Origin of the sequence: Teichococcus aestuarii, assembly GCF_042651065.1 — a bacterium.
Classification (GTDB): Bacteria; Pseudomonadota; Alphaproteobacteria; order Acetobacterales; family Acetobacteraceae; genus Pseudoroseomonas; species Pseudoroseomonas aestuarii.
The window spans coordinates 21,664-47,924 of record NZ_JBHSCH010000007.1 but is presented as its reverse complement, the minus strand read 5'-3'; the positions used below and the strand labels follow the sequence as shown (position 1 = coordinate 47,924).

Here is a 26,261-nt window from a genome sequence, read left to right as displayed (position 1 = left end):
GACCCCCCTTGCGGCGCGGCGCGGGGGGCGTAGATCAGGCGGCGTGCTGCACATCATCAAGCTCTGCGTCGGCCCGCGCGACGTGGCCTCCCTCCGCGCCGCGCAGGAGCGGCGCGCCGTCCTCGACCCGCCGCTCCGCCACCTCACCCGCATGCAGCCCAAGCGGGCGGAGGAGGTGCTGGCGGGCGGCTCGCTCTACTGGGTGGTGGCCGGCTTCGCCTGCGTCCGCCAGCGTATCCTCGACATCCGCACCGAGGCGGCGGAGGACGGCACGGCGTACGCCGCCCTGGTGCTGGACCCGGCGCTGGTGGCGGTGGCGGCACGGCCGGTGAAGGCCTTCCAGGGCTGGCGCTACCTGGCGCCCGAGGCCGCGCCGCCCGACATCGCCGCCCGCCCCGACGGCGCGGCGGATGACGGCATCGCCGCCCTGCCCGAGGCGCTGCGGCGCGAGTTGCAGCTGCTCTGCCTGCTCTGAAGGCAAACACTTCATTACGGTGAATTCAGCGCCGGCCCATCCTGGCGAGAGGCCAGCTTGCGCAGCCTGTTGGCTGAGGGGCGTGCTTCCCTCGCCATCAGGAATCCACCGCAATGCTCCGCTCGTTCCGCCTCCTGCTCGCGGCCTTCGCCCTGGCCGCACCGCTGGCCCTGACTGCCCTTTCCAACACCGCCGAGGCCCGCGCCCCGCGTGGCCAGGCCGTCACGGCAGGCACCCAGGCGCAGCCGGCGGCGGCGCGCCAGCACACCCGCCGCCACAGCGCGCGGAGCACCACCCGCCAGCGCCAGCACGCCAGCGCCGCCAAGCGCAGCCAGCGCCAGCACGCCACCCGCGCCCGCCGCGCCGCCCGCACGGCCGGCTGAGCAGGGCGCCCGGATTCGGCGGCGGCCTTATTTCCCGGCAGGCCGCCGTCCGATCAGCCAGCCCTTCCGGGGGCCGGCTGTTGGGCCGGCCGGCTCGTCCGGCCGGCCCATTTTTTCAGGTGGGGTCCTGCTTCCAGGCAAGGTCCTGCGCCGGGTCCCTGGGCTGCGGCTGCGCCCAGTCCTCCAGGGACGGCTCCACGGGCCGCGGCGGCAGCACCGGCGGCGGCGCCGAGACCTCCGCCTCCAGCAGCGCCAGCAGCCCCTCCAGCAGCAGGGTCGGGCTGGGCGGGCAGCCGGGGATCAGCAGGTCCACCGGCACGACCTGGCCGACGCCGCCCTCCTCCACCGCCGGGCTGCCCTGGAACACGCCGCCATCCACCGCGCAGTCGCCCACCGCCACCACCCATTTCGGGTCAGGCATGGCGGCATGGGTGCGCAGCAGGGCCTCGTTCATGTTGCGCGCGGCCGGCCCGGTGACGAGCAGCACATCGGCGTGGCGCGGCGAGGCGACGAAGCGCAGCCCGAACCGCTCCAGGTCGTAGGCCACGCCGGAGAGGGCGTTCACCTCCAGCTCGCAGCCATTGCAGGAGCCGGCATCGACATGGCGGATCGCCAGGCTGCGGCCGAGGCGGCCGCGGGCCATGGCGTCCAGCCGCTCCACCAGGGCGGCGACGATCTCGGGCGTGCTCTCCGGCGGCGGGTCGGTCAGCGGGCGGCGGAACACGGTGCGCGCCAGATCGGCGAGCAGCGGGCGGGGCCAGGGCATTGGCCAGGGCATCGGTCAGTCTCCCTGCCGGGGCGGGGTCACAGGTCCACCCCGCTGTAGGAGGCGTTGAAGGATTTGTTGCAGAGCGGGAAGTCGGCCACGATGTCGCCCTCCACCGCCGCCTCCAGCAGCGGCCAGTGCAGCCAGGAGGGATCGCGCGGGAAGATGGCGCGGATCAGCCCCGCCTCGTCCAGCGCCATCCAGCACAGCACCTCGCCGCGGAAGCCCTCCACCACGCCGACCCCCTCCCCCGCCCGGGCGGGAATGGGCAGCAGCGTCTCGCCCGCCTCCAGCCGCGCCAGCAGGGCGGCCACCATGGCCAGGCTCTCGGCCAGCTCGTCGAGGCGGATCTGCAGCCGCGCCTCCACATCGCCCGCCTGGCGCAGCGGCACGGTGAAGCCGAGGCGGTCATAGGGCGCGTAGGGCATGTCCCGCCGCGCGTCGAAATCCCGCCCCGAGGCGCGGCCGACATAGCCGCCGGCGGCGAAGCCCGCCGCCAGGCCAGGGCGCAGCGTGCCGGTGCCGGCCAGCCGGTCCTGCAGGCTGGCATGGCCTTCGATCGCGCGGCGCAGCGCCGGCAGCCCGGCCACCACCGCCGCCAGCGCGGCCAGGATCGCCTCCGGCCCGCTCGGCGCGATGTCGATGGAGACGCCGCCCGGCACCACGCGGTCCATCATCAGCCGGTGGCCGAAGGCGGCGTCCGCCGCGCGCAGCACACGCTCGCGCAGCAGGCCGCAGCGGGCATGCGGCCAGGCGAAGGCGGCGTCGTTGCAGAGGAAGCCGATATCGTTGAGGTGGTTGGCGATGCGCTCCAGCTCCGCCATCACGCCGCGCAGCAGGGTGGCACGCGGCGGCGGCGTGACGCCGGTGGCGGCCTCGGCGGCGGCGGCGAAGGCCCAGGCATGCGCCACGGTGGAATCGCCCGAGAGCCGCGCCGCCAGCCGCGCCGCCAGCCGGGGCGACTTGCCCCGCATCAGCCCCAGCACGCCCTTGTGCGCGTAGCCCAGCCGCGTCTCCAGCCGGACGATGGTCTCGCCCTGCACATGGAAGCGGAAATGCCCCGGCTCGATCACGCCCGCATGCACGGGCCCGACCGGGATCTGGTGCACCCCCTCCCCCTCGGCGGGCAGGAAGGCGGGCTGCGGCAGCTCGCCCACCGGCGGGCTGGGCGACTTGCCGAGCGGGGCGTGGAGCGGCCACACGCCGTGGTCCAGCCAGGGGCGGGAATCCACCGCCCCCTCGGCGCGCAGCCCCCAGAGATCGGCCACCATGCGCTCGAAGCGGCTGGCGGCGGGGCGGGCGGGGGAGAGGGCGGCGTAGCGGCCGCCCGTGGCATCGGCCGTGGCCAGCAGCGGCGGGCCGCCCCCGGCATGGCGGAAGGCGGCGTGCACCCGCTCGGCCTCGCCCCACAGGCCCAGGAACTCCAACTCCGGCTCCTGCCGCAGCGCGGCGGGCAGCGCCGCCCAGCCGCCCTCGTCCAGCCGCCAGCGCAAGGGCGAACGGCGGGTGCCGGACTGGATCAGGCGGGTGGCGGGGCCATTCATGGCGCGAACCTCGCGGGGGTCATCCGGCGATCCTCGCGGCCTCGGCCAGCAGGGCGGCGAGCGGCGCGGGCAGCGCCATCCCCAGCGCCAGCGCCAGCAGCAGGTGGAGCTGCGCCGGGGCCAGCACCGCCCATTCGCCGAGCGCGGGCGGCGGGGCGCCGGGCGCGTCGGCCGTGGCCGGGCCGAAGCAGAGATCCTGCAGGGTGCGCAGCAGCGCCAGCGCCGCCACCAGCAGGCCGAGGCCGAGCGGCAGGGCCAGCCAGGGCAGCCGCGCCGCGCTCTGCTGCGCCATCAGGAACTCGCTGGCGAAGAGGGAGAAGGGCGGCAGCCCGGCGGTGGCGAGGATGGCGAGCGCCAGCGTCCAGCCCAGCACCGGATGGGAGAGGTTCAGCCCACCGATGGCGGCGAGGCGCTGCCCGCCCTTCAGCACGATGGCGCGGCCAAGGGCGAAGAACAGAGCGCTCTTGACCAGCGAATGGCCGAGCATGTGCAGCAGCCCCGCCATCGCCGCCGGCCCGCCCAGGCCGAAGGCGAAGGCGGCGAGGCCCATGTGCTCGATGCTGCTCCAGGCGAAGAGGCGCCGCGCATCCCGCCGCCGCCACAGCGCGAAGGCGGCCAGCAGCAGCGAGGCGAGGCCCATCGCCACCATCAGCGCGCCGGGCGGCAGCGGCCCGGGGTTCAGCGCCACGATGGCCTTGGCGCGCAGGATGGCGTGCAGCGCCGCGTTCAGCAGCAGGCCGGAGAGCACCGCCGAGATGGCCATCGGCCCCTCGGCATGGGCATCGGGCAGCCAGGAATGCAGCGGCACCAGCCCCGCCTTGGTGCCGTAGCCCACCAGCAGGAAGACGAAGGCGAGCGTCATCAGCGCCGGATCGGCCTCCCGCGCCACGCGGCCGAGGGCGGCGATGGAGAGGGAGGCGGCACCACCCCCGGTGAGCGGCTGCGCCGCCAGCGCCAGCACGATGGTGCCGAACAGCGCCAGCCCGATGCCGACGCCGCACAGCATCAGGAACTTCCAGGCCGCCTCGATGGCGGCGGGGGTGCGGTGCAGCGCCACCATCAGCACGCTGGCCAGCGTGGCCAGCTCGATCGCCACCCACATCAGGCCGAGATTGTCGGAGAGCAGCGCCAGGTGGTTGGCGCCGAGGAAAAGCTGGAAGGCGGCGTGGTAGGCCCGCCCGGCGCGCGGGCCGAAGCCCTCCGCCGGCAGGGTGGCGGCCGAGAACACCGCCGTGGTGAGGCCGACCAGCCCCGAGAGCAGCAGCAGCGGCAGGTTCAGCGCGTCGAGATGCAGCAGCCCCTCGACCTCGCGCGGCAGGGCGAGCAGCGCCAGCGCCAGCAGGAAGCCGCCGGCCGAGAAGCCGATATTGGCCAGCGCCGCCACCGGCTGGCGGGGGATCGCGGCCAGCACCACCGCGCCCAGGAAGGGCAGCAGCACCAGGAAGGCGGGGTGCATCATGCGCCCTCCCCCTCCCGCTCGCCGCGATGCGCGTGCAGGGCGGAGACGTCGAGGCTGGAGAGGCTCTCGCGCAGGCGGAAGACGAAGAAGCCGGCCACGGCCGCCAGCATCAGCACCAGCGCGGCGGTGGACAGCTCCAGCACCAGCGGCATGCCCCGCACGCCGGAGGCGGCCAGCACCAGCCCGTTCTCCAGGCTGAGCAGCCCCACCAGCTGGCTGATGGCGTTGTGCCGCGTGATCATCATCAGCATGCCGAGCAGCACCACGGAAAGGGCCAGCGCCAGATCCTCCCGCGCCTGGAGGCCGGCGCCGGCGGTGGCCGGCAGCACCACCATCAGCGCCAGCGCCACCAGCGCGACGCCCGCCACCATGCTGGCGCCGATGCCGAGCGCCGGCTCCACCGCGCGCTGCACCGCGAGATGGCGGACAAGGCGGCGCAGCGCCAGCGGCAGCAGCACCGCCTGCGCCACCGCCGCCAGCAGCGCGGTGAGGTAGAGGCCCGGCGCCCCCTGCGCCCAGCCCTGCCACGCCACGGCCAGCGCCAGCAGCGCCCCCTGCGCGGCGAAGGCGGCGATGACGCCGGAAAGGCGCCGCTGGTAGAGCAGCACGAAGGAGAACAGCAGCACGCCGCCGCCCAGCAGGTGCGCCATGTCGTAGGGAAGCTGGCCGAAGCCCATGCCGCGCGCCCTTCAGGCCAGGCCGGTGGAGAGGAACAGGAGCACCACCCCGAGCAGCGCCAGCAGCAGCGCCGCGCCGAGGAACTCCGGCACGCGGAAGACGCGCATCTTGGCGATGGCCGTCTCGAACACCGCCAGCGCCACCGCCAGCAGGCCGAGCTTCAGCGCCCAGGCGGCGAGGCCCAGCAGCCAGCCGAGCGGCCCGGCCTCGGCCGGCGCCGTGCCGAAGGGCAGGAACACCGCCGCCAGCAGCGCCAGCCACAGGGCGAGGCGCAGCGCCCCCTGCATCTCCCACAGGGCGAGGTGGCGGCCCGAGGCCTCCAGCAGCATCGCCTCGTGCACCATGGTGAGTTCGAGGTGGGTGGCGGGGTTGTCCACCGGCAGGCGGCCATTCTCGGCCAGGGCCACGGCGAGCAGCGCCAGCAGCGCCAGGCCCAGCGAGACGCGCAGCCCCACCGCCCCCTCCTGCAGCACGGCGCCGATGCCGTCGAGGCTGGTGGTGCCGGCCAGCATGGCGAGCACCATCACCGCCAGCACGAAGGCCGGCTCGGCGAGACTCGCGAAACTCATCTCGCGCGCGGCGCCGAGGCCGCCGAAGGCGGTGCCGGCATCCATCCCCGCCAGGGCCAGGGCGAAGCGCGAGACCGCCAGCAGGCCGCCGATCAGGATCAGGTCGCCCATCGGCGCCAGCGCCATGCCGCGGGCGAAGCCGGGCACCATCAGCGCCGCCGCCAGCGTCGCCGCCAGCGCCACATAGGGCGCGGCGGCGGTGACGGGGGAGGCGCCCTCGGCCAGCACCGGCTGCTTGCGCAGCAGCTTCCGCAGGTCCCGCCAGGGCTGGAAGGGGTGCGCGCCGCGCCGGCCGAGCAGCCGCGCCTTGAGCCAGCGCACCACCCCCACCAGCAGCGGCGCCAGGGCCAGCAGCAGCGCCGCGTGCAGCAATTGCGTGACGATGGCGGGGAACAGCATCAGCGCGCCCCCCCGCCCGGCAGCAGCGCCAGCAGCAGGAGCAGCAGCACCAGCGTGCCGAAGCCCAGCATCAGCAATCGCCGCAGGCTGAGGTCCCGCAGCCGCTCCGCCGCCACCGAGAGCCGCTCGCGCAGGGCCACCAGGGGGGCGAGCAGGCTTCCCGGCAGCGGGTCGTGGAAGCCGCTCTCCAGCCGGGCGGGGGCGGTGTCGCCGGGGTGCGGCCTGTGCACCGCCTCATGCGCCGCCAGCAGGCGGCCACCCAGCATCCGCCGCAGCGGCTGGGCGAAGCCATCGGCGCCGGGCTGGGTGGCGGGGTCGCCGAAGGGCAGGTGCGGCGGCGGCGCCTGGAAGCCGCCATCCCAGGCCGGGCCGCGCCGCGCGGGCTGCGGCGAGAGGCGCCGGCAGAGCCACACCAGCCCCGCCCCCAGCAGGCCGAGCAGCACCGCCAGCGGCAGCGGCGCGTAATCCGCGCCCTGCACTGAGGGGCTGACCGAGAGCGGCGCCGCCTCCGGCAGGCCGGGATGGCCGCTGAGCGCGCCGATGGCCCCCGCCCCCAGCATCAGCAGCGGCCCGGGCAGCAGACCGATCAGCACCGCCAGCCCGGCAAGGCCGGCCAGGGCGGCGCGCACCAGCGGCGGCGCGTCCTGCGCGCCGAGGGGGCGGGGGCCGCGCGGGCGGCCGAGGAAGGCCAGCCCCCAGAACCGCAGCATGGCCGCCGCCCCCAGCGCCGCCGCCAGCGCGGCGAGCGCGGTGCAGGCGGCCACCAGCACCTGGAAGCCCAGCTCCCCCACCCGCCAGGCGCCGAGCAGCGCCTGCAGCAGCAGCCACTCCCCCGCGAAGCCCGAGAGCGGCGGCAGCGCCGCGGCGGCGGCGGCGGCCTCCAGCGCGGCGCGCGCCACCGCCGGCATGGCGTGGACCAGGGCGCCGAGGCTGTCGAGCCGGCGGGAGCCGGCGGCGTGCTGCACCTCGGCCGCCACCAGGAAGAGGAGGGTCTTGAACAGGCCGTGCGCCAGGGCGTGCAGCAGCGCCGCCGCCGCCGCCAGCGCCGCCAGCGGGCCGAGATCGGCCGCGCGCAGCGTGGCGGCGAGGCCGAGCCCCAGCGTGACCAGCCCGACATGCTCGATGGTGGAGCACGCCAACAGCACCTTGGTGTCCCGCTCCTGCCCGGCGCGCAGCGCGCCCAGCACGGCGGAGGCGGCGCCCGCCACCATCAGCGGCACGCCCCACCAGAGCGGCTGGCCGAGGCCGCCGAGATCGAGCAGCAGCCGCGCCATGACATAGAGCGCCACCTTGGTCATCACGCCCGAGAGCAGCGCCGAGACCGGCCCCGGCGCCACCGGGTGGGCCAGCGGCAGCCAGCCATGCAGCGGCACCAGCCCCGCCTTGGCCCCCGCCCCGGCCAGCACCAGCGCCAGCACCGCCACCGCCGCCCAGCCCTGCGGCGGCGCGGCGCGCAGCCCGGCGAAGGAGAGGTCGCCCGCCAGCCCGCCCATCAGCCCCACCGCCGGCACCAGGCAGGCGGCGGCGAACAGCGCGAAGCCCAGGTATTGCCGCGCCGCCGCGCGCGCCTCCGCATCGGCCGGGCTGGAGGCCACCAGCGCCCAGGAGGCGAGCGACATCAGCTCGAAGCCCAGCAGCAGGGTGAAGGCGTCGGCCGCCAGCAGGGTCAGCGCCATGCCGGCCAGGAACAGCGGCCAGGGCAGCAGCCGGCGCGGCGGCACCGCCACCTCGCGCTCCAGCGCGAACAGCCCGGCGGCCAGCCCGGCCAGGCCCAGCAGCAGCAGGAACCAGGCCGAGAGCGCGTCCAGCCCCAGGCTCAGCGGCGCCCAGGGCGGGCCGAAGGGCAGCAGCACCGGCGCCATGCCCCCCGTGGCCAGCGCCAGGATGGCGAGCAGCGCGAAGCCCGCCGAGACGGCGGCGCAGCCCCCATGCACCAGCCGGGCGATGGCAATGCCGAAGGGCGCCGGCCAGCGCCCGGCGAAGGCCCCGGCGGCAGCCAGCAGCAGCAGGAGGCAGAGGAGCAGTACGGGCGCCGCGGTCACGGCGCGCGGATGTCAGGACATGTCACGCCGGCAGGATAGGCGCCGCCCCCCGGCGCCGGAAGCGACAAAGCGGTGTGCGCCGCCGCCGCCCGGCGCCGGGGCGGGCGCGGCGGCATCTCAGAGCATCTCCAGCGGCTGCTTGCGGCGGGGCGGCGGGAAGGCGCCGTCCAGCTCGGACAGGTCCTCCGGCGTCAGCACCACCTTCCAGACATCGGCGTTCTCGCGCAGATGCGCCTCCGAGGCGGCCTTGGGGATGCTGATGACGCCCGGCTGGCGCAGCGTCCAGGCCAGTGCCACCTGGGCCGGGCTGATGCCCTGGCGCCGTGCCACCTTCTTCAGCGCCGGGTGGCCCAGCAGGTCGCCGCCCTGCCCCACGGGCGAATAGGCCATCACCGGCATCTTCAGCCGTGCCGCGTAGGGCAGCAGGTCGAACTCCACGCCGCGTGCCTCCAGATTGTAGAGCACCTGGTCCGTGGCGCATTCGGAGAGGGCGGGGCCCAGCTCCTCCAGGTCCGGGACGTCGAGGTTGGAGACGCCCCAGGCCCCGATCTTGCCCTGCTCGACCAGCCGGTGCATCGCCTCCACCGTCTCGGCCAGCGGCACGCCGCCGCGCCAGTGCAGCAGGTAGAGATCGATCCTGTCCGTGCCGAGCCGCTTCAGACTGCGCTCGCAGGCCTGCGGCAGCCGGGCGCGGGAGGCGTTCTGCGGGTAGGCCTTGCTGACCAGGAACACCTCCTGCCGCCGGCCGGCGATGGCCTCGGCCACCACCTCCTCGGCGCCGCCCTCGGCATACATCTCGGCGGTGTCGACCAGCGTCAGGCCGAGGTCGAGGCCGAGGCGCAGCACCCGCGCCTCCGCCGCGCGGTCGGCGCCGCGCTCGCCCAGGCGCCAGGTGCCCTGGCCGAGCACGGGAATGCTGCGGCCATCCGGCAGGGTGATCGTATTCATGGCAAGCTCCTCTCTGCATCCCTATGTTGCGCGACATGCGCCCCATCGCCATCCTCCCCCCGCTCGCCCTGCTGCTGGCCGGCCTCGGGCCGCTCGCCGCCGCGCCCGCCCGCGCCGCCACGGACAGCTACGGTCCCTGGATCCTGGCCTGCGCGGCGGACCCGATGACCGACCGCGCCACCTGCCGCATGACCCACAACCAGCCCGTGGAGCCGGCCACCGAGAGCCAGGGCGCCCTGGCGCTGGAGGTGGCGCCGCGGCGCGGCCGGCTGGTGCCGGTGGTGACGGCGCGCGAGCTGGGGCTGGAGAGCGCCACACGCGGCCTGCTGGCGCTGACCGGCACGGTGCAGCTCCGCTTCCCGCCCAATGCCCTGTTCGAGATGCCCTGCGGGCTGGAAGGGCGTTCCGTGGTCTGCGCCCCGCGCCCGGAGGATGCAGCCCGCGCCGCCACCGAGCTGGCCGCGGCGGACCGCGTGCTGGTGCGGGTGCTGGGGCTGGGCAGCGCCACGGCAGAGAGCGAGCCGCGCGAGCTGCCGCTCTCCGAGACTCCGGCGGCGCTGGCCGCCTTCCGCGCCCAGGCCCCGGCCGAGCAGGCCGAGGAGCCGCCGCCGCCCTTCAACCTGCGGGACATGCTGCAGCGGCTGCAGCGCTTCTTCGCGCCGAACTAGCGGACCTGCCCGCACCCGGGCGGCGCCTCAGCGGCGGGCAGGCGCCATGTCGGCCGGGGGCGGCGTGTGGCCGCGCCGGATGGCGCCTCGGCCTGGGTGGCCGCCCGGGGCGGCGTGGCGGGGGCCTCCGCGCCGGCCTGGCGCAGGAAGAGCCGCCGCGAGAGGAAGCCCGGCAGGCGCCGGCCGCTGGAACCCATGATCATCGTCGCCCTCCATCCCCGCCGGGCTCCATCTGCCCGGCGAGGGAATGAACGGACAGAGCGGCGGCCGGGTTGCCCGGCGGGCGGCGCTCAGCCGGCGTTGGGCGCCCGGCGCTGGCCGAAGCGCGCCTCCTCGGCCTTGTAGAAATACCGGCTGGCCACCCGCCACCCCTTCAGCGGCCGCCGGGGCGGAATGCAGGTGAGCAGCATGAAGGAGGGCTGGCGCTGGTGCCGGGCGGCACCTTCGGCGAGGGCGGGCGCGGGCTGCGCATCGCCCTCGGCGCGGCGCCGGACCGGGCGACGCTGGAGGAGAGGCTGCGCGCCCTGGCGGCGCTGCTGGCGCAGGGGCCGGGCGGGATGGCGGCCGTCGTCTGAGGCGGCGCCTTCAGCGCCCCAGCCAGGCGCGCAGCCGCCCCGGCGCCTCGGCCATGGCATCCTCGGCGCCGCAATAGGAGAAGCGCAGGAAGCGGCCGCCGCGCGCCGGGTCGAAATCCACCCCCGGCGTGGCGGCGATGCCGGCCTCGGCCAGCATGCGGGCGGCGAAGGCCACGCTGTCATTGGTCAGGTGGCCGATATCGGCCCAGAGGTAGAAGGCGCCGTCCGCCGCCGCCAGCCGGTCGAACCCCGCCGCCGGCAGTCCGGCCAGCAGCCGGTCGCGGTTGCGGGCATAGGCGGCCTTGTTGCCCTCGAGCTCCTCCACCCCCTCGAAGGCGGCCTCCGCCGCCACCTGCGCCACATGCGGGGCACTGATGAACATGTTCTGCGCCAGGCACTCGACGGGGCGGATCAGGTCCTCGGGCAGCACCATCCAGCCGATGCGCCAGCCGGTCATCGAGAAATACTTGGAGAAGCTGTTGATCACCACGGCGCTGTCGCTCAGCGCGGCGGCGGTGGTCTCGGCCATGCCGTAGGAGAGGCCGTGGTAGATCTCGTCCGAGATCAGCCGCACGCCGTTCTCGTGGCACCAGCGGGCGATGGCGCCAAGCTCCTCCGCCGAGAGCATGGTGCCCGCCGGGTTGCAGGGCGAGGCGACGATCAGCCCCTCGGGGCGCGGGTCCAGCGCCTCCAGCATGGCGATGCTGGGCTGGAAGCGGGTGGAGGCGTCGCAGGGCAGCAGCTGCGGCACCATGCCGAGGGCGGTGAGGATGTTGGCGTAGGGCGGGTAGAAGGGGGCGGCCATCGCCACCCTGTCGCCCGGGTCGAAGGCGGCGAGGAAGGCCAGCGGGAAGGCGCCCGAGGCCCCCACCGTCACCGCCACGCGGCCGGGCGCCACGGTGACCTCGTACTTGTCCTCGTAGTGCCGGGCGATGCGCTCGCGCAGGCTGCGCAGGCCAAAGGCCTCCGTGTAGCCCATCGGCGCGCCGGCCGAGAGGGCGCGCTGGGCCGCCACGACCGCGATGCGCGGGGCGCCGGTGGAGGGCTGCCCCACCTCCATGCGCAGCACCCCCGGCGCGCCCGGCGGCAGCGCGGCCGCGCGCGCATTGGCGGCGGCGATGACGTCCATCACCAGGAAGGGCGGCGCTTCCGCCCCGCGGCCCGTCTTCAACATTCCGTCTTCAACATCTGTCTCGATACTCCTGGCGCCGTCACCCCGGCGGGAGGGTGCCCGGGGAGGGCGGCACCCTCCCCGGCCTGGGCCTCAGAGCCCGCCGCCGATGGCCAGCCCCGCCCCGCGCGGGTCGGTGGCGGCGGCGCACTGGGCGGAATTGCCCGGCAGGTAGGCCGGGCAGCCGATGGCATTGGCCCGCCCCGGCTCCGGCACCCCGGCCACGGCGGCGTCGATGCCGGTGCGGTTCAGCAGGTGGCGGGCCGCCGGCAGCGCCAGCGCGATCGGCGCCGCCGCCTGCCCGGTGCCGGTGCCGGCGTAGCGGAAGGCGCGGAGATTGGCGTTGTGCGCCAGGGCGGCCGCCAGCAGAGGCGGCTCGACGCGCCCGACGCCGGGGGCGGCGGCCAGCAGGAAGCCCATCTGCGGCACCACGCGGCCGGTGCCGAACAGGTTGTTCAGCGTGAACACGCAGGAGACGGCGTTGCCGTCGCGGTCCAGCGTCATCAGCCCGGCCGAGGCCGGCAGCAGCGGCGCGGCGGCGGGGAAGGCCGGCGGGCGCGCGAGCAGCGCGGCGGGGTCGGCCCCGCCCTGGCGCCAAGCATGGGAGACGGCGAGGCCGCGCTGCGAGGCGGCGTCCACCCCCTCGCCCGCCTGCAGCGCCTGGAAGGCGGCGGCGGAGGCCAGCCCGCCATCGGCCGGCGCCGGCAGGAAGGAGAGGATGTCGCTGCCCACGCTCACCTGCAGCGGCGCGGTGACGTTGGGCAGGGCCGGGCGGAGCTGCTCCACGGTCAGCGGGCCGCCGATGCCGGGGCTCGCCGCCTCCAGCCGGCGGGCCAGGGCGCCCTGGTGCAGGTCGCCCACGCCGGAGACGCGCAGCGCGCCCAGCGTGGCGCCGAGATCGGCCTGGGTCATCCGCTCGCCCTCGGCCAGCGGCCGGCCGGCGGCGTCGGCGTAGAGGGCGCGGGCGCGCGGATCGGCGAAGAGCGGGCCGGAGACGGCGGCGAGGTCCTGCGCGAAGGCGCGCGAGACGGTGGCGCCGAAGCGGGCGAGCTGCTCGGCCGGCGCCATCAATTCCTCGAAAGGCCGGCGCGGGTTGCGGGTGTGCAGGGCGAACAGGCCGCGCGCCAGCATCGGCACCGCGGCCGGGCGGTCGCCGCCGGCGGCGGTGCCGGCGGGCGGCAGGAACAGCAGCGCCTCGGTGATGTTGCGGCTGTGGGTGTAGACGAGGCAGGCGCCGCCGGCGCCGAGCCCGGTGCGCGAGGGCAGCGTGACGGCCATGGCGAAGCCCGCCGCCACCGCCGCATCCGCCGCCGTGCCGCCGACCGAGAGCACCTCGCGCGCCACCAGCGCGGCGCGCGGCTCATCGGCCACCGCGCCGCCGAGGAAGCCGCTGACATAGCCGGGCTGGCCGGGGGCCGGGCCGCCGCCGGTCAGGCCGCTCACCGCGTTGCTCACGGTGCCGCAGCCGGCCAGCGCCAGCAGGCCCAGGGCCGCCAGCGTGGCGGGGGCGCCCCGGCGGGCGTGCCGTGCTGGCCGCTCCCGGTCGGCTCGGGCTAGAATGGCCGGCATGGGAAAGCTGCTGGCCCCGTTCCGCGCGCTGCTGCTCATGCTGGCGTTCTTCACTCCGGTGCTGGTTCCCGGGGCCGCTGCGGCCCAGGGCGGAAGAGAGGGCGGGCGGGGCGTGGTGGTGATCCGCGACGCCGAGACCGAACGCATGGTCCGCGGCTTCGCCAACCCCCTGTTCCGCGCCGCCGGGATCGACCCTGGCCGGGTGGACATCACCCTCATCCAGAACCGCGCCATAAACGCCTTCGTCACCACCGGCAACCGCATGTTCATCCACACGGGGCTCATCCTGCAGGCCGGGTCGGCCGCCGAGCTGGCCGGGGTGCTGGCGCACGAGACCGGCCACATCGCCGGCGGGCACCTCGCGCGGCTGCCGGAGGAGATGCGGATGGCGACGATCCGCTCCGTCGCCGCCATGCTGCTCGGCGCCGGGGCGGCGGTGGCCACCGGCCAGGGCGGCGCCTTCGGTGCCATCGCCCTGGGCGGGCAGAGCAGCGCCATGGGCGGGCTCTTCGCCTTCACCCGCGGGCAGGAGCAGGCGGCCGACCAGGCCGGGCTGCACTACCTGGAGACGGTGGGCTGGTCCGCCGCCGGGCTGGAGCGCCTGCTGGAGCGGCTGCTGGACCAGGAGCTGCTCGCCGTCGGCCGGCAGGACCCGTATTTCCGCACCCACCCGCTCTCGCAGGACCGGCTGGAATTCGTGCGCGAGCAGATGCGCCGCAGCCGCAGCACCCCGGCGCTGATGCCGGCGGCGCTGGAGGGTGCCTTCGCCATGGCGAAGGCCAAGCTGCACGGCTTCCTCGACCCGCCGCAGCGGGTGCTGCGGCAATACCCGGCGGAGGATTCGGGCGCGCCGGCGCGCTATGCCCGCGCCATCATGGCGTTCCGCGCCGGCCGCATCGCCGAGGCCGTGGCCGGGCTGGAGTCGCTGCTGGCCGCGCAGCCGGGCAATCCCTGGCTGCACGAGATGAAGGGGCAGGTGCTGTTCGAGGGCCACCGCGCCGCCGAGGCGCTGCCCGCCTACGCCGCCGCCGCCCGCCTCGCTCCCGCCGAGCCGCTGATCCGCACCGCCCATGCGCGGGTGATGATCGAGTTGGGCGACCCGGCCCTACTGCCGCCCGCCGTGGCCGAGCTGGAGGCGAGCCTGGCGCTCGACCGCGACTCCGCCTTCACCTGGCGGCAGCTCGGCATCGCCCGCGGCCGGCTCGGCCAGATGCCGCTGGCCGACCTGGCCCTGGCGGAGGAGGCGATGCTGGAGGAGGATTTCCCCGCCGCCCGCTTCCTGGCCCGCCGCGCCGAGGAGGCGCTGCCCCCCGGCCCCGCCCGGCTGCGCGCCGCCGACCTGCGCAACGCCGCGCGGCGCGACAACCTGACCCCCGAGCAGCGCGCCGCCGAGCGCGAGAACGAACGACGGAGACGATAAGCCGCGTGACCCTGACGACCCGCCTCGCCCCCCGCCTCTCTCCCCGCCTCCTGGCCCTGGCCCTGTTGCCGGTCCTCATGGCGCCGCCCGCCGTGGCGCAGCCCCTCACCCCCGAGCAGCGCGGCGAGGTGGTGGAGATCCTGCGCGAGGCGCTGAAGCGCGACCCCTCCATCCTGCGCGACGCCTTCGGGGCGCTGGAGCAGGCCGAGCAGCAGGACCGCGCCGGCGCCCAGCGCGAGGCCATCCGCGCCGAGGCCGCCGCCCTGCTGCGAGACCCGGCGGACCCGGTGAAGGGCAACCCGCAGGGCGACCTCACCATCGTCGAGTTCTTCGACGCGCGCTGCGGCTACTGCAAGGCGCTGCACCCGACGATGCAGGCCCTGCTGGCCGAGGACCGGCAGCTTCGCGTGGTGATGAAGGACCTGCCGATCCTCGGCCCGGCCAGCGTGGTGGCCAGCCGCGCCCTGCTGGCGGCGCAGCGCCAGGGCAAGTACGCCGCGCTGCAGGACGCGCTGATGCGGCTGCGCGGCGAGCCCACCGAGGCGGCGCTGAAGGCGGAGGCCGAGAAGCTGGGCCTGGACTGGCCCCGGCTGAAGCGCGACATGGAGGACCCCGCCATCCAGGCGCGGCTGCAGCGCAACGTGGCGCTGGCGCAGGCGCTCTCGATCCAGGGCACGCCGGCGCTGGTGATCGGCGACACGCTGGTGCCCGGCGCGGTGGACCTGCCGACGCTGCGCCAGCTGGTCGGCCAGGCGCGGCGGGAGGCCCGCCCCGGCTAGGGCGGCTCCCGGCCGGGCCGCCTCGCCGCAAGCGCCACGCCCCCGCCCGGTTGCCCATCCCGCACCTGCGTATAGAGTGCGTGCGGGAGACAGATTCAGGGGGACGAGGGTGCAAGCATCCATGCAGGCGCCGGGGCCGTGCCCTGGCTGGGAGGTCGCGCCGCCTGCCCCGCGGGGTGCCGCAGGGTGAGCGGCAGCGCGGACCGGCCCTTCCTGCCGCACTTCCCGGTGGAGCTGCCGGTCCCGGATCTGCGCCCCTGGCTGGCGGGCAACCTGCTGCCGGGGGTGTGGAGCTTCACCGCCGCCGAGCCCGGCCCGCATGTGGCGCTGGTCAGCCTGATCCATGGCAACGAGATCGCCGGCGCGCTGCTGCTGTCGCGCTGGCTGGCACGGGGGCTGCGGCCGGCGCGCGGGCGGCTCACCTTCGTCTTCGCCAATCTGCGCGCCTTCGCCCGCTTCGACCCCGCCGACCCCACCCTCAGCCGCTACATCGACGAGGACATGAACCGCGTCTGGTGCGGCCGCGTGCTGAACGGCCCGCGCCAGAGCGCCGAGCTGCAGCGCGCGCGGGAGCTGCTGCCGCTGGTGGAGAGCGTCGATGTGCTGCTGGACCTGCACAGCATGCTCTGGCCTTCCGACCCGCTGATCCTCTGCGGCACCACGCCGCGCGGGCAGGTGCTGGGCCGGCGGCTCGGCGTGCCGCCGCTGGTGGTGGCCGACCAGGGCCACAACACCGGCCTGCGGCTGATCGACCACAGCGGCTTCAGCACGCCGGAGGGGCAGCGCACCGCGCTGCTGGTGGAAGGCGGCCAGCACTGGGAGGCGGCGACGCTGGCCACGCTGGAGGGCTGCGCCAGCGCCCTGCTGCGCGAGACCGGCACGCTGGACCTGCCCCCCGCCCTGCCCGCTGCCGCCCCGCCACGCCTGGCGCGGGTGACGCGCACGGTCGTCGCCGGCACGCACAATTTCAGCTTCGTCGCGCCGTTCCGGGGCGGCGCCGTCATCCCCCACCGCAACACGCTGCTGGCGCTGGATGGCGAGACCGAGATCCGCACGCCGCATGATGACTGCCTGCTGGTGATGCCAAGCCCGCGCACCATGCGCGGCCACACCGCCGTGCGCCTGGCGCGCTTCCTCGGCCCGGACGAGGCCTGAAAGCCCCGCAAAGGCCGGCACGCCGGACATCCGGCAAGCCGGTCATCGGATGAGTGGGGATTGCAGACAGTGAACAGCCCGTGCCACCCTGCCGGCCCGCTGGCAGGCCCCGCCCGCCCGCCCAAAGAGACACACCCCACCGGAGGACTTCCAGGATGGCCATTGGCCTGCGCATCGCCGAGCAGTTCACCCGCGTCGCGCCCGCGCTGATCGACCGGGCGGCGAAGCTGCCCGTCGCCAATATCGGCGATGTCATGAACCGGATGCAGGCCATGCGCGGCGGCTTCAAGGCCTATGGCGGGCGCCGCGCCCTGGTCGGCCCGGCGCTGACCGTGCGCGTCCGCCCCGGCGACAACCTGCTGCTGCACCGCGCCATCGACCTCGCCCAGCCGGGCGATGTCATCGTCTGCGACGGCGGCGGCGACCTCTCCATCGCCGTGGCCGGCGACCTGATGGCCAGCCACGCTGTCAGCCGCCGCGTCGGCGCGCTGGTGGTCGATGGCGCGGTGCGCGACATCAAGGAGCTGGCGCAGCTCGACCTCGGCGTCTGGGCGCTCGGCGCCACCCCGGCGGGGCCGCACAAGGAAGGGCCGGGCGAGATCGGCTACCCCATCGCCTGCGGCGGGCTGGTGGTCGCCCCCGGCGACCTGATCGCGGCCGACGAGGATGGCGTCGTCGTCGTGCCCCGCGAGGCGGCGGAGGCGGTGATCGCGGCGGCCGAGGGCCATGCGGCGAAGGAGGCGGCCACCACCGCCGCCATCCGCGGCGCCGGCTGGGACCGCGCCTGGGTGGAGCAGACCCTGGCCGCCAAGGGCTTCGCCATCACGCGCTGAGGACGGGGAACATGGCCACGCCCGTGGCGCAGGTGCCGGCGGAGCGCGTCCACCGGCAGATCCTGAACATCCTGCTGGCCTGGGGCATGGACCCTGTGCTGGCCGCCACCACGGCCGAGGCCATGGTGGAGACCGACCTCATGGGCATCGACTCGCACGGCCTGTCGATGCTGATGATGTACGAGACGATGCGCAACGCCGGACAGCTCGACCTCGCGGCGCGGCCGCGCGTGGTGCGGCGCAATGCCGCCACCGCGCTGGTCGATGGCGGCGCCGGGCTCGGCCATCCCGTCGCCGTCATGGCGATGGAGCTGGCCGTGGAGCAGGCGCGGGCGGGCGGCATCGGCGCGGTGGGGGTGTTCAACTCGCACCATTTCGGCGCCGCCGGCTACTACGCCCGGCTGGCGGCGAAGCGCGGCGTCATCGGCCTGGTGATGACCACGGCGCGCAGCGTGCTGGTGGTACCGACGCGCGGTGCGCAGCCGATGCTCGGCACCAACCCCATCGCCCTCGCCGCGCCGGCCGATGGCCGGCCGGCCTTCGTGCTGGACATGTCGAGCAGCACGGTGGCCGGCAACAAGGTCAAGGTCTACGACCTCAACGGCAAGCCGATGCCGGAAGGCTGGGTGGTGGATGGCGAGGGTCGCCCCGTCACCGACGCCGCCGAGGGCATGGCCTATCTCTTCAGGCGGGCCGAGGGCGGCCTGACCCCGCTCGGCGGCGACGAGGCCACCGGCGGCCACAAGGGCTACGGCCTGGGGCTGATGGTGCAGATCCTGGCCGGCACGCTGACCGGCGGCGCCCTCTCCGTGCTGCGCAACCGCACAGCGAAGCCGGGGGAGCCGGACAATATCGGCCATTTCTTCCTGGCCATCGACCCCGCCGCCTTTCGCCCGCCGGAGGAATTCGAGGCCGATCTCGGCACGCTGCTGGAGACGATGCGAGCGACGCCCCCCGCCATGCCGGGGCGCCCCGTGCTGATCCCCGGCGAGCCGGAGGATGCCGAGCACGCCGCTCGCGGCGCCGCCGGCATCCCCGTGCCGGAGACGCTGGACCGCCATGTGCGGGAGATCTGCGCCCGCTGCGGCGCCGGTTACGTGCTGGCCTGACACTGCCGGGGCGCGGCACCGCCGCCGCGCCCCGCTGCGGACCGTGAAGACACGGCCGCTCTGCGCAAGAACCACCGGGAGAATGTCCACATGTCCAGGATGCCTCGCCGCGCCCTGATGGCCGGCCTGCTCGCCGCCCCCGCCCTGCTGCGCCCCCGCGCCGCCGCCGCCCAGGCCTCCGGCTGGCAGCCCACGCGCCCGGTGCAGCTCATCGCCGGCTTCGCGCCCGGCGGCGGCAGCGACATCATCGCCCGCACCATCGCCGAGGCCTGCGCGCCGCTCTACCCGCAGCCGCTGGTGGTGGTGAACCGCCCCGGCGCCGGCGGCGCGCTCGCCGCCGATTTCGTCGCCCGCGCGGCGCCGGACGGCCACACCCTGCTGCTGGCCGGCGGCAGCGAGAGCACCTCCATCCCCGCCCACCGCGAGGTGCCCTACGACCCCAAGACATCCTTCCGCGCCGTCATCCGCCTGACGCGCAACGGCCATTTCATCTGCGTGCGCGGCAAGGGCGGCCGCTTCTCCGACATGCGGCAGGTGATGGCGGCGGCCAAGGCCGAGCCCGGCCGCATCACGCACGGCTCGGCCGGCGCCGGCACCCTCTCCCACTCGCTGTTCCTGCTGCTGGAGCGGCGCGCGGCGGTGGAGTTCCTGCACGTGCCCTATACCGGCGGCGGCCCGGTGGCGCAGGCCCTGCTCTCGGGCGAGATCGACCTCGGCGTGCAGGCGTCCGACGAGCTGGGCGGGCTCGCCGCCTCGGGCGACATCGTGCCGATCGCCCTCGCCTCCGCCGAGCGCTCCCCCGCCTGGCCCGATGTGCCGACGCTGCGCGAGCTGGGCTGGGACGTGCAGGCCGACAACCAGAAGGGCTGGATCGGCCCCGCCGGGCTGACCGACGCCATGGTGACCTACCACCACGACCGCTTCCGCGAGGGCATGAAGGCACCCGCCTGGATCCGCTTCATGGAGCGCATCCGCGAGGCGGACGGCTATGCCAGCGGCCCCGACTTCCAGCGCGCCATGGACACGCTGCTGGACGACATCCGCGGCGCGCTGCGCCGAAGCTGAGCAAGGAGAACGCGCGAATGACCCCGATCACCCCGCCCGCCCCGGTCGCCTTCATTGGGCTCGGCGTCATGGGGGCGGCGATGGCCGCCAACCTGCGCCGCGCCGGCTTCGCCCTCACGGTGCACAACCGCAGCCGTGCCAAGGCGGCCGCGCTGGAGGCGCAGGGCGCGGACTGGGCGGAGAATGCCGCCGGGGCGGCGCGCGGCGCCGCCTGCGTGGGCCTCTGCGTGCCCGACACGCCGGATGTGGAGGCCGTGCTGTTCGGCCCCGGCGGCGTGGCGGAGGGCCTCGCCCCCGGCGCGGTGGTGATCGACTTCTCCTCGATCGCCGCCGCCCCCGCCGCCGGCTTCGCCGCGCGGCTGCTGGCCGAGCGCGGCGCGCACCTGCTGGACAGCCCGGTCTCCGGCGGCCCCGCCGGGGCGCGGGACGGCACCCTCACCTGCATGGTGGGCGGCGACCGCGCGGCCTTCGACGCCGCCGCCGCCGTGTTCGGTGCGGTGGGGCGCAGCGCCACGCATCTTGGCCCAGCCGGGGCCGGGCAGGTCTGCAAGTCGGCCAACCAGCTCATCATCACCGCCACCATGCAGGCGGTGTTCGAGGCGCTGGCGCTGGGCCGCAAGGCGGGGCTGGACCCGGAGGCGATGCGCCAGGCGCTGCTCGGCGGCTCCGCCCGTTCGGCGGTGCTGGAGGCGCATGCCAAGCGCTACCTCGATGGCGCGCTGCAGCCCGGCTTTCGCGCCGAGCTGATGCGCAAGGACATGCGCTTGGCGATCGGCGCCGCGCGGGACCACGGGGTGTTCGCGCCTTCCACCGCGCTGGCCGCGCAGATGATGGAGGCGCTGGTCAACAGCGGGCGGGGGGGCATGGATTCGGCGGCGCTGGGGGAGCTGGTGGCCGAGCTTTCCGGCGTGGCCAAGCCTGACTGACAAAAGAAAGAAGAGGGGTTCCAGGGGAGAATTCCTTCTCCCCTGGCCTTTCGTTCAGCGCGGCTCGCCCTGCACTGGCACGTAGCCCAGCTCGGTGATGAAGGTGGTGATCTCGCCCGTGGCGGCCTCCACCTCCGCGAGGTCGGTGCCCTTGGCCACCAGCGCCACGCCGTTCCCCTCCGGGCGGTAATACGGGTAGGAGCCGATATCGAGCTGGGGGTAGCGCGCCTGGATGGCGCCCAGCCCCTCGGCGATGGTGCCCTCCAGCATGCCGGCGGCGTGCACCGCGCGGGACTGCACCGGCACGCCGCCGGCCAGCTTCGGCGCCAGCCCCTCGAACATCGCCTGCATGATGCGCGGCACCCCCGCCATCACATGCACATTGCCGATGATGAAGCCGGGCGCGACGGAGACCGGGTTGTCGATCAGCGCGGCGCCGCGCGGCATGGTGGCCATGCGCTGGCGCGCGGCGTTGAACTCGGCCGGCGGGTCCTGGCGCGCATAATGCGCGGCCAGCCGCGCCCATGCCTCCGGGTGCGGCTCCCACGGCAAGCCGAAGGCGGCGGCGATGCATTCGGCGGTGATGTCGTCATGCGTCGGGCCGATGCCGCCCGTGGTGAAGACATAGGTGAACTTCGCCCGCACCTCGTTCACCGTGCCGATGATCGTCTCCGGCACGTCGGGGATGACGCGCACCTCGCGCAGCGGAATGCCGATCTCGCCGAGCTTTGTGGCGATGAACTTCAGGTTGGCATCCTGGGTGCGGCCCGAGAGCACCTCGTTGCCGATGATGAGCAGGCAGGCGGTGGGGTTGGTCATGTGCGAGTCCCAAGGGCGGCGTCGGGGGGGAGTCTACCCCCCGCCCGCCTCACAGGAAATCGCGCAACAGCGCGACCAGCGGCCTGTCGGCCGGCGGCATGGCGTAGTCGGAGAGCTTCTGCGGCTTCACCCAGGCCAGCGCCTGCCCCTCCCGCGCGGTGACCGTGCCTTCCCAGCGGCGGCAGAGGTAGAGCGGCATCAGCAGGTGGAAGCGCCCGGCATCATGGCTGGCGAAGGTGAAGGGCGCGAGGCAGGCGGCGGAGACGTCGATATCCAGCTCCTCCTTCAGCTCGCGGATCAGCGCCTGCTCCGGCGTCTCGCCGGGGTCCAGCTTGCCGCCGGGAAACTCCCACAGCCCCGCCATCGGCTTGCCTTCCGGCCGGCGGGCCAGCAGCACGCGGCCATCGGGGTCGATCAGCGCGCAGGCGGCCACCAGCAGCATGGGCTTGGCATCCGGCGGCGGCGGCTCGGCCACGAAGGGCTCGGGCAGCGGCACGGGGGCGGTCAGGTCCTCGCGCCCGCCCTCGAACAGCGTCACCGGCAGGCGGGCGCCGCGCGCCAGGAACGGCACCTCGCCCTTGCCCGTCTCGCGCAGGCCGATGCGCCGCAGCACGGCGCCGGAGCGGCCATTCTCCTCCAGCGCATGGGCGAAGATGCTGTCCAGGTCGAGATTGGCGAGGCCCCAGCGGGCCAGCCGCCCGGCCGCCTCGGCGGCCACGCCATGGCCCCAGAAGCGGCGCCCGACCCAGTAGCCCAGCTCGGCGCGGCGGGTATCCGGCTCCCGCGTCAGGCCGACGCAGCCGACCAGCACCTCGGTGTCGCCATCCTGGCCGACGATGGCCAAGTGCCAGGCGGAGCCCTCCGCCAGCCGCTTGTGGGTGGAGGCGATCCACTCATCGGCCAGCTCGCGGGAGTAGGGGAAGGGCACGCGGCTGAGCCAGCGCACCACCTCCCAGTCGTTGATCAGGCGGTGCAGCGCCGGGGCATCCTCGGCGCGCAGGGGCCGCAGCGTCAGCCGCTCGGTGCGGAGGGGGGCGAATTCGGGCTCGCTCATGCGGGGAAGTCCAGGCCCCGTGGCGCAGGGCGCCACGGGGCCATGGGATTCAGCGCTTCCACCAGCCGCGCTTCTTCGGCGCATCCGGCACGGCATCCACGAGCACGGGCTGCACCGGTGCGCCGGCTTCCGGCGTGGCGGCCGGCGCCGCCTCCACGGCCGGCGCGGGTTCGGCCACGGCCTCGCTGGCCGGGGCAGCCGCCGGCACTTCCACCGGCACCGCCTCCGCGGTCTCCGGCGTGGCCGCGGCGGCCTTGGCCGGCGCCTTGCGCGTGCGGCGCGGCTTGGCCGGCGCGGCTTCCACCGCCTCCGGCACCTCCACCGGCGCGGCTTCCACCGCCTCCGGCGCGGCCGCGGCGGCCTTGGCCGGAGCCTTGCGCGTGCGGCGCGGCTTGGCCGGCGCGGCTTCCGCCTCCACAGGCACCTCCACCGGCGCGGCTTCCACCGCCTCCGGCGCGGCCACGGCGGCCTTGGCCGGCGCCTTGCGCGTGCGGCGCGGCTTGGCCGGCGCAGCCTCCACCGGCGCTTCCACCGCTGCTTCCACAGGAGCCTCGACCACGGGCGCGGGCTCGGTCAGCGGCAGGGGCGCGGGCTCCGGCAGGGCGGCGCTTTCCACGACAGGCTGCGGCGCGGCCTGCATCTCCGGCACCGGCGGCTGCGGCAGCGAGTCGATGGCGGCGACCGGCGCCACCTCCGGCGTCACCGGCGGCAGGGAACCGGGCTTCGGCGCCAGCGGCTGCTGCGCGGCTTCCTCGGCCGCCGCCATGGCGTCGAAGATGTCGTCCAGCGTGCCGGCGAAGGGGTCGGCGGGCGTCGGGCCGGCATAACGCGGGCGCGGCGGCTCCGTTCCCTCGCCGAAGCGGCGGCGGCCACGGCGGCCGCGGCGACCACGGCGCTGCTCCTCCTCGCTGTCGAAGGCGGCGCCGTCGGCGGCCTGGCCCTCGGGCGCCGGCGTGGCGGAGGCGGGCGCGGCCTCAGGCACCGCCTCGTCCGGGGTCATGCCCTCGGACTCGGCCTCGGCCTCGTCGCCCTCGCTGTCGCCCTCGGCGTCGTCCGGCCCGGCGAGATCGCCGGCCTGCATCGGCGCGCCATCCTCGCGGCGGCCCCCACGGCGGCGGCGACGGCGGCGGCGACGGCGGTTCTCGCCGTTGCCACGGTCCTCGGCACCGGCCTCGGCGGGCGGAACCTCGGCGCCGGCCGGCACGGCCACGGCCTCATCCTCGGCGGCGGCGGCAGGCATGGGCGCGGGTGCGGCCGTGGCGGCGGGCGCCTCCGGCACGGCCACCGGCGCGGCCTCCTCCACCTCGGGGGCGTAGTCCATGCGCAGCGCGGCGGGGGCGCTGGGCGGCTCGGCCACGGTCTGCGCGCGGGTGCGCTCGATGCGGATGGCCGGCGGCAGCAGCTTGGCGTCCGGCTCGAACAGCACGGCCATGCCGTAGCGCGCCTCGATCTCCGCCAGACGCTCGCGCCGGCGGTTGAGGATGTGCAGAGCCAGTTCCGGCGCGATGGAGACGACGATCTCGGCGGCGCGGCGGCGGGCGCCCTCCTCCTCGATCTGGCGCAGCACCTGCAGCGCGCTGCTCTCCGGCGTGCGGACGATGCCGAGGCCCTGGCAGTGCGGGCAGGTGGCGAAGGAATGCTCGGTAAGGCTGGGGCGCAGCCGCTGGCGGCTCATCTCCAGCAGGCCGAAATGGCTGATGCGGCCGACCTGGATGCGGGCGCGGTCCTGCTTCAGCGCCTCCTTCAGGCGGCGCTCCACCTGCGCGTCGTTGCGCGAGGACTCCATGTCGATGAAGTCGATGACGATGAGGCCGGCGAGATCGCGCAGGCGCAGCTGGCGCGCCACCTCGTCGGCGGCCTCCAGGTTGGTGCGCAGCGCGGTGTCCTCGATGTGCCGGTCGCGCGTGGCGCGGCCCGAGTTCACGTCGATGGCGACCAGCGCCTCGGTCTGGTTGATGACGATGTAGCCGCCCGACTTCAGCTGCACGGTGGGCGACATCATCGCGTCGAGCTGCTGGTCCACGCCGTGGCGCGCGAAGAGCGGCACGGAGTGGTCCTTGTAGAGGCGGATCTTGCGGTCGTTCTGCGGCATCAGCATCCGCATGAAGTCGCGCGCCTGGCGGTAGGCGCCCTCGCCCTCCACCTGGATCTCCTCGATGTCGCGGCCGAACACGTCGCGGATCGAGCGCTTGATGAGGTCGGCTTCCTCATAGACCAGCGTCGGCGCGGTGGATTCCAGCGTGCGCTCGCGGATGTCGTCCCACAGACGCAGCAGGTACTCGCAGTCGCGGCGGATCTCGGGCTTCGGCCGGCCGGCGCCGGCGGTGCGCACGATCATGCTCATGCCGCGCGGCATGCTCAGCTCCTCGATCACCTCGCGCAGGCGCTTGCGGTCGGCGATGGAGGTGATCTTGCGGGAGATGCCGCCGCCGCGCGGGCTGTTCGGCATCAGCACGGAGAAGCGGCCGGCGAGGCTGATATAGGTGGTCAGCGCCGCGCCCTTGTTGCCGCGCTCCTCCTTGACGACCTGCACCAGCATGACCTGCCGGCGGCGGATCACCTCCTGGATCTTGTAGTGGCGCAGGAAGCGGGGCGGGATGCGGCGCTCCTCGCGGCCGTTCTCCTCGTCCTTGTCACGGCCGCCGAGCATCTCGGGCGGGGTCTCGGGAGCGGCGCCCTCGGCGTCCTCGCCGGCGGTCTCGCTCACCGGCACGCCCTCATGCGGCACGGTGGCCTCGGCGGCAGCGGCCTCGGCGGCGATCAGCGCCTCGCCAGAGGTCTCGCGGGGCGCCTGGTCGGCATCGGCCATCTGCTCGATGCGGGCGGCCATCGCGTCGGCCTCGGCCTCGCTGACCTCCTCGCCCTCGTCGTCCGCCTCATCCTCGGCGGCCTCGGCGGCCTGCAGGGCGAGCAGGCGCTCACGGTCGGCGACGGGCAGCTGGTAGTAGTCGGGGTGGATCTCGCCGAAGGCGAGGAAGCCGTGGCGGTTGCCGCCATACTCGACGAAGGCGGCCTGGAGGCTGGGCTCCACGCGCACCACCTTGGCGAGGTAGATGTTGCCCTTCAGCGGGCGCTTGTTCTCGGTCTCGATGTCGAATTCTTCGAGCCGGTTGCCGTCCAGCACCACCACGCGTGTCTCGTCGGCGTGGGATGCATCGATCAGCATGCGCTTGGTCATGAACCGGGATGCTCCGAGCCACCGGCGCGGTCGCGCTGCCGGTGGCGGCAATGGGTGGGCAGGCCCGAGGCAGCGGGGTCGCGCAGGCGGCGTGGCGATGGACTTGCCATGCGGCTCTGGTCTCGACCTCTCGTCTCGGCGGGCCGCGCCCCGGAATGGGGGGGCCCTTGTTGGGCGCGCCGCGCGCAGGCCCCGGGACCGTGCCGCCACATCGCAGAGCGACGCCGGGCGGGCACGAACGGGCCAGCGGCAGGCACGAGCCAGGATGGCGGGCGGAAAACCCGCATCATCCCTCCGCGCCATGGTGCACGCGCCGGTGGAGCGGACAACGGGGCTCTGGCGGAGCCGGGATGCGCGCACCCCTGATCATAGGGGGCAATCCCTTGCCAGATCCTTCAGGCCGCTTCAGGCCTGGCCCGCCATGAAGGCGGCGGAGCCAGGAAAAGCCCAGGCGGCCGTGCCCGGAACCTCCACCGACAGCGTTCGCCGCCGGGGCAAGGCACCATAGGCGGGGGCTGCTCCTTCCACAAGGCATTGCATTCCTCACATGTTACATGAAGGAATCCCGTGATCCTGCGGCATTGGCATGATAGAGGCGAAGTATCGGCAAGGTGCGGCCCATCGCGGGCCGGCCGGCGTGGCGGCGTTTTCGCGCCCCTGCCCGCCTTCCGGTCGCC

General features: G+C 75.2%; 23 protein-coding genes. 11 read left to right on the top strand and 12 right to left on the bottom strand.

What is annotated here, in order from left to right:
- Nucleotides 1-43: 43 nt before the first annotated feature.
- Together ACFOY6_RS05545 and ACFOY6_RS05540 are read left to right on the top strand one after the other, a co-directional pair.
- Nucleotides 44-475 carry a DUF1489 family protein gene (locus ACFOY6_RS05545; protein WP_379649416.1) on the top strand — a complete coding sequence of 144 codons (432 nt, stop codon included), beginning with the start codon at nt 44-46 and terminating at the stop codon, nt 473-475.
- A gap of 113 nt (nt 476-588) precedes the next feature.
- Nucleotides 589-858, top strand: a complete 270-nt coding sequence (locus ACFOY6_RS05540; protein WP_379649414.1) for a hypothetical protein — start codon at nt 589-591, stop codon at nt 856-858.
- A 115-nt stretch (nt 859-973) separates the two neighbouring features.
- On the opposite strand, the gene ACFOY6_RS05535 is transcribed toward ACFOY6_RS05540, so the two are convergent.
- The 7 genes from ACFOY6_RS05535 to ACFOY6_RS05505 all read right to left on the bottom strand — a co-directional run bounded on the left by ACFOY6_RS05535 (nt 974) and on the right by ACFOY6_RS05505 (nt 9,263).
- Nucleotides 974-1,636, bottom strand: coding sequence for an NADH-quinone oxidoreductase subunit B family protein (locus tag ACFOY6_RS05535; RefSeq protein ID WP_379649412.1), 663 nt, complete (start codon nt 1,634-1,636; stop codon nt 974-976).
- A 26-nt stretch (nt 1,637-1,662) separates the two neighbouring features.
- Nucleotides 1,663-3,168, bottom strand: a complete 1,506-nt coding sequence (locus ACFOY6_RS05530; protein WP_109516319.1) for a hydrogenase large subunit — start codon at nt 3,166-3,168, stop codon at nt 1,663-1,665.
- Between the two features lie 19 nt (nt 3,169-3,187).
- Nucleotides 3,188-4,627, bottom strand: coding sequence for a proton-conducting transporter transmembrane domain-containing protein (locus ACFOY6_RS05525; RefSeq protein ID WP_379633065.1), 1,440 nt, complete (start codon nt 4,625-4,627; stop codon nt 3,188-3,190).
- Nucleotides 4,624-5,304, bottom strand: a complete 681-nt coding sequence (locus ACFOY6_RS05520) for a hydrogenase-4 component E (protein ID WP_379649410.1) — start codon at nt 5,302-5,304, stop codon at nt 4,624-4,626. The genes ACFOY6_RS05525 and ACFOY6_RS05520 overlap by 4 nt, the downstream gene beginning before the upstream one ends.
- A gap of 12 nt (nt 5,305-5,316) precedes the next feature.
- Nucleotides 5,317-6,273, bottom strand: coding sequence for a respiratory chain complex I subunit 1 family protein (locus ACFOY6_RS05515; protein ID WP_109516321.1), 957 nt, complete (start codon nt 6,271-6,273; stop codon nt 5,317-5,319).
- A complete protein-coding gene (locus ACFOY6_RS05510) occupies nt 6,273-8,315 on the bottom strand; it encodes a proton-conducting transporter transmembrane domain-containing protein (protein WP_379649407.1) in 2,043 nt (680 codons plus the stop codon). The genes ACFOY6_RS05515 and ACFOY6_RS05510 overlap by 1 nt, the downstream gene beginning before the upstream one ends.
- 117 nt (nt 8,316-8,432) lie before the next feature.
- Nucleotides 8,433-9,263 carry an aldo/keto reductase gene (locus tag ACFOY6_RS05505; protein ID WP_379649405.1) on the bottom strand — a complete coding sequence of 277 codons (831 nt, stop codon included), beginning with the start codon at nt 9,261-9,263 and terminating at the stop codon, nt 8,433-8,435.
- A 35-nt stretch (nt 9,264-9,298) separates the two neighbouring features.
- Between ACFOY6_RS05505 and ACFOY6_RS05500 the strand changes: the two genes are divergently transcribed.
- Together ACFOY6_RS05500 and ACFOY6_RS05495 are read left to right on the top strand one after the other, a co-directional pair.
- Nucleotides 9,299-9,931 carry a hypothetical protein gene (locus ACFOY6_RS05500; protein ID WP_146201848.1) on the top strand — a complete coding sequence of 211 codons (633 nt, stop codon included), beginning with the start codon at nt 9,299-9,301 and terminating at the stop codon, nt 9,929-9,931.
- 428 nt (nt 9,932-10,359) lie between these two features.
- Nucleotides 10,360-10,506, top strand: coding sequence for a hypothetical protein (locus tag ACFOY6_RS05495; protein WP_379633049.1), 147 nt, complete (start codon nt 10,360-10,362; stop codon nt 10,504-10,506).
- 10 nt (nt 10,507-10,516) lie between these two features.
- Here ACFOY6_RS05495 and ACFOY6_RS05490 read toward each other — a convergent pair whose 3' ends face one another.
- Complete coding sequence (locus ACFOY6_RS05490; RefSeq protein ID WP_109516327.1) at nt 10,517-11,680, bottom strand: pyridoxal phosphate-dependent aminotransferase; 1,164 nt, start codon at nt 11,678-11,680, stop codon at nt 10,517-10,519.
- A gap of 90 nt (nt 11,681-11,770) precedes the next feature.
- Nucleotides 11,771-13,246 carry a gamma-glutamyltransferase gene (locus tag ACFOY6_RS05485; RefSeq protein ID WP_379649402.1) on the bottom strand — a complete coding sequence of 492 codons (1,476 nt, stop codon included), beginning with the start codon at nt 13,244-13,246 and terminating at the stop codon, nt 11,771-11,773.
- Between ACFOY6_RS05485 and ACFOY6_RS05480 the strand changes: the two genes are divergently transcribed.
- The 7 genes from ACFOY6_RS05480 to ACFOY6_RS05450 all read left to right on the top strand — a co-directional run bounded on the left by ACFOY6_RS05480 (nt 13,245) and on the right by ACFOY6_RS05450 (nt 20,533).
- Nucleotides 13,245-14,666 carry a M48 family metalloprotease gene (locus ACFOY6_RS05480; protein WP_379649400.1) on the top strand — a complete coding sequence of 474 codons (1,422 nt, stop codon included), beginning with the start codon at nt 13,245-13,247 and terminating at the stop codon, nt 14,664-14,666. The two genes, ACFOY6_RS05485 and ACFOY6_RS05480, sit on opposite strands and share 2 nt — an antisense overlap.
- A gap of 5 nt (nt 14,667-14,671) precedes the next feature.
- A complete protein-coding gene (locus ACFOY6_RS05475; RefSeq protein ID WP_379649398.1) occupies nt 14,672-15,445 on the top strand; it encodes a DsbA family protein in 774 nt (257 codons plus the stop codon).
- Between the two features lie 186 nt (nt 15,446-15,631).
- The gene (locus ACFOY6_RS05470) at nt 15,632-16,600 is read left to right on the top strand and encodes a M14 family metallopeptidase (RefSeq protein WP_379633037.1); all 969 of its coding nucleotides are present in this window, start codon (nt 15,632-15,634) and stop codon (nt 16,598-16,600) included.
- Between the two features lie 155 nt (nt 16,601-16,755).
- Nucleotides 16,756-17,433 carry an RraA family protein gene (locus tag ACFOY6_RS05465; protein WP_379633035.1) on the top strand — a complete coding sequence of 226 codons (678 nt, stop codon included), beginning with the start codon at nt 16,756-16,758 and terminating at the stop codon, nt 17,431-17,433.
- A gap of 11 nt (nt 17,434-17,444) precedes the next feature.
- Nucleotides 17,445-18,542: an Ldh family oxidoreductase gene (locus ACFOY6_RS05460; protein ID WP_379633033.1), complete on the top strand. Its 1,098-nt coding sequence runs from the start codon at nt 17,445-17,447 to the stop codon at nt 18,540-18,542.
- A gap of 90 nt (nt 18,543-18,632) precedes the next feature.
- Nucleotides 18,633-19,607 (top strand): tripartite tricarboxylate transporter substrate binding protein, encoded by a 975-nt coding sequence (locus ACFOY6_RS05455; protein WP_379633031.1) that lies wholly within the window; start codon nt 18,633-18,635, stop codon nt 19,605-19,607.
- 17 nt (nt 19,608-19,624) lie between these two features.
- Nucleotides 19,625-20,533, top strand: coding sequence for an NAD(P)-dependent oxidoreductase (locus ACFOY6_RS05450; RefSeq protein ID WP_379649396.1), 909 nt, complete (start codon nt 19,625-19,627; stop codon nt 20,531-20,533).
- Between the two features lie 54 nt (nt 20,534-20,587).
- Here the strand turns inward: ACFOY6_RS05450 and ACFOY6_RS05445 are convergent, their stop codons facing one another.
- From ACFOY6_RS05445 to ACFOY6_RS05435, 3 genes are read right to left on the bottom strand one after another with little or no spacing between them, the layout of a single operon-like run.
- Entirely contained in the window at nt 20,588-21,352 is a 765-nt protein-coding gene (locus ACFOY6_RS05445) for a competence/damage-inducible protein A (RefSeq protein WP_379633028.1), read from the bottom strand.
- Nucleotides 21,353-21,401: 49 nt separating this feature from the next.
- Nucleotides 21,402-22,406, bottom strand: coding sequence for a bifunctional GNAT family N-acetyltransferase/(deoxy)nucleoside triphosphate pyrophosphohydrolase (locus ACFOY6_RS05440; RefSeq protein ID WP_379649394.1), 1,005 nt, complete (start codon nt 22,404-22,406; stop codon nt 21,402-21,404).
- Between the two features lie 49 nt (nt 22,407-22,455).
- Nucleotides 22,456-25,584, bottom strand: coding sequence for an Rne/Rng family ribonuclease (locus ACFOY6_RS05435; RefSeq protein ID WP_379649392.1), 3,129 nt, complete (start codon nt 25,582-25,584; stop codon nt 22,456-22,458).
- Nucleotides 25,585-26,261 lie beyond the last annotated feature (677 nt).

What these genes read in the sequence shown, in the direction of transcription:
- ACFOY6_RS05440 (WP_379649394.1), bottom strand. Translation starts at nt 22,406, where the DNA reads ATGAGCGAGCCCGAATTCGCCCCCCTCCGCACCGAGCGGCTGACGCTG.
- ACFOY6_RS05500 (WP_146201848.1), top strand. Translation starts at nt 9,299, where the DNA reads ATGCGCCCCATCGCCATCCTCCCCCCGCTCGCCCTGCTGCTGGCCGGC.
- ACFOY6_RS05505 (WP_379649405.1), bottom strand. Translation starts at nt 9,263, where the DNA reads ATGAATACGATCACCCTGCCGGATGGCCGCAGCATTCCCGTGCTCGGC.
- ACFOY6_RS05530 (WP_109516319.1), bottom strand. Translation starts at nt 3,168, where the DNA reads ATGAATGGCCCCGCCACCCGCCTGATCCAGTCCGGCACCCGCCGTTCG.
- ACFOY6_RS05460 (WP_379633033.1), top strand. Translation starts at nt 17,445, where the DNA reads ATGGCCACGCCCGTGGCGCAGGTGCCGGCGGAGCGCGTCCACCGGCAG.
- ACFOY6_RS05535 (WP_379649412.1), bottom strand. Translation starts at nt 1,636, where the DNA reads ATGCCCTGGCCAATGCCCTGGCCCCGCCCGCTGCTCGCCGATCTGGCG.
- ACFOY6_RS05515 (WP_109516321.1), bottom strand. Translation starts at nt 6,273, where the DNA reads ATGCTGTTCCCCGCCATCGTCACGCAATTGCTGCACGCGGCGCTGCTG.
- ACFOY6_RS05465 (WP_379633035.1), top strand. Translation starts at nt 16,756, where the DNA reads ATGGCCATTGGCCTGCGCATCGCCGAGCAGTTCACCCGCGTCGCGCCC.
- ACFOY6_RS05540 (WP_379649414.1), top strand. Translation starts at nt 589, where the DNA reads ATGCTCCGCTCGTTCCGCCTCCTGCTCGCGGCCTTCGCCCTGGCCGCA.
- ACFOY6_RS05435 (WP_379649392.1), bottom strand. Translation starts at nt 25,584, where the DNA reads ATGACCAAGCGCATGCTGATCGATGCATCCCACGCCGACGAGACACGC.
- ACFOY6_RS05480 (WP_379649400.1), top strand. Translation starts at nt 13,245, where the DNA reads ATGGGAAAGCTGCTGGCCCCGTTCCGCGCGCTGCTGCTCATGCTGGCG.
- ACFOY6_RS05525 (WP_379633065.1), bottom strand. Translation starts at nt 4,627, where the DNA reads ATGATGCACCCCGCCTTCCTGGTGCTGCTGCCCTTCCTGGGCGCGGTG.
- ACFOY6_RS05485 (WP_379649402.1), bottom strand. Translation starts at nt 13,246, where the DNA reads ATGCCGGCCATTCTAGCCCGAGCCGACCGGGAGCGGCCAGCACGGCAC.
- ACFOY6_RS05455 (WP_379633031.1), top strand. Translation starts at nt 18,633, where the DNA reads ATGTCCAGGATGCCTCGCCGCGCCCTGATGGCCGGCCTGCTCGCCGCC.
- ACFOY6_RS05490 (WP_109516327.1), bottom strand. Translation starts at nt 11,680, where the DNA reads ATGTTGAAGACGGGCCGCGGGGCGGAAGCGCCGCCCTTCCTGGTGATG.
- ACFOY6_RS05520 (WP_379649410.1), bottom strand. Translation starts at nt 5,304, where the DNA reads ATGGGCTTCGGCCAGCTTCCCTACGACATGGCGCACCTGCTGGGCGGC.
- ACFOY6_RS05445 (WP_379633028.1), bottom strand. Translation starts at nt 21,352, where the DNA reads ATGACCAACCCCACCGCCTGCCTGCTCATCATCGGCAACGAGGTGCTC.
- ACFOY6_RS05450 (WP_379649396.1), top strand. Translation starts at nt 19,625, where the DNA reads ATGACCCCGATCACCCCGCCCGCCCCGGTCGCCTTCATTGGGCTCGGC.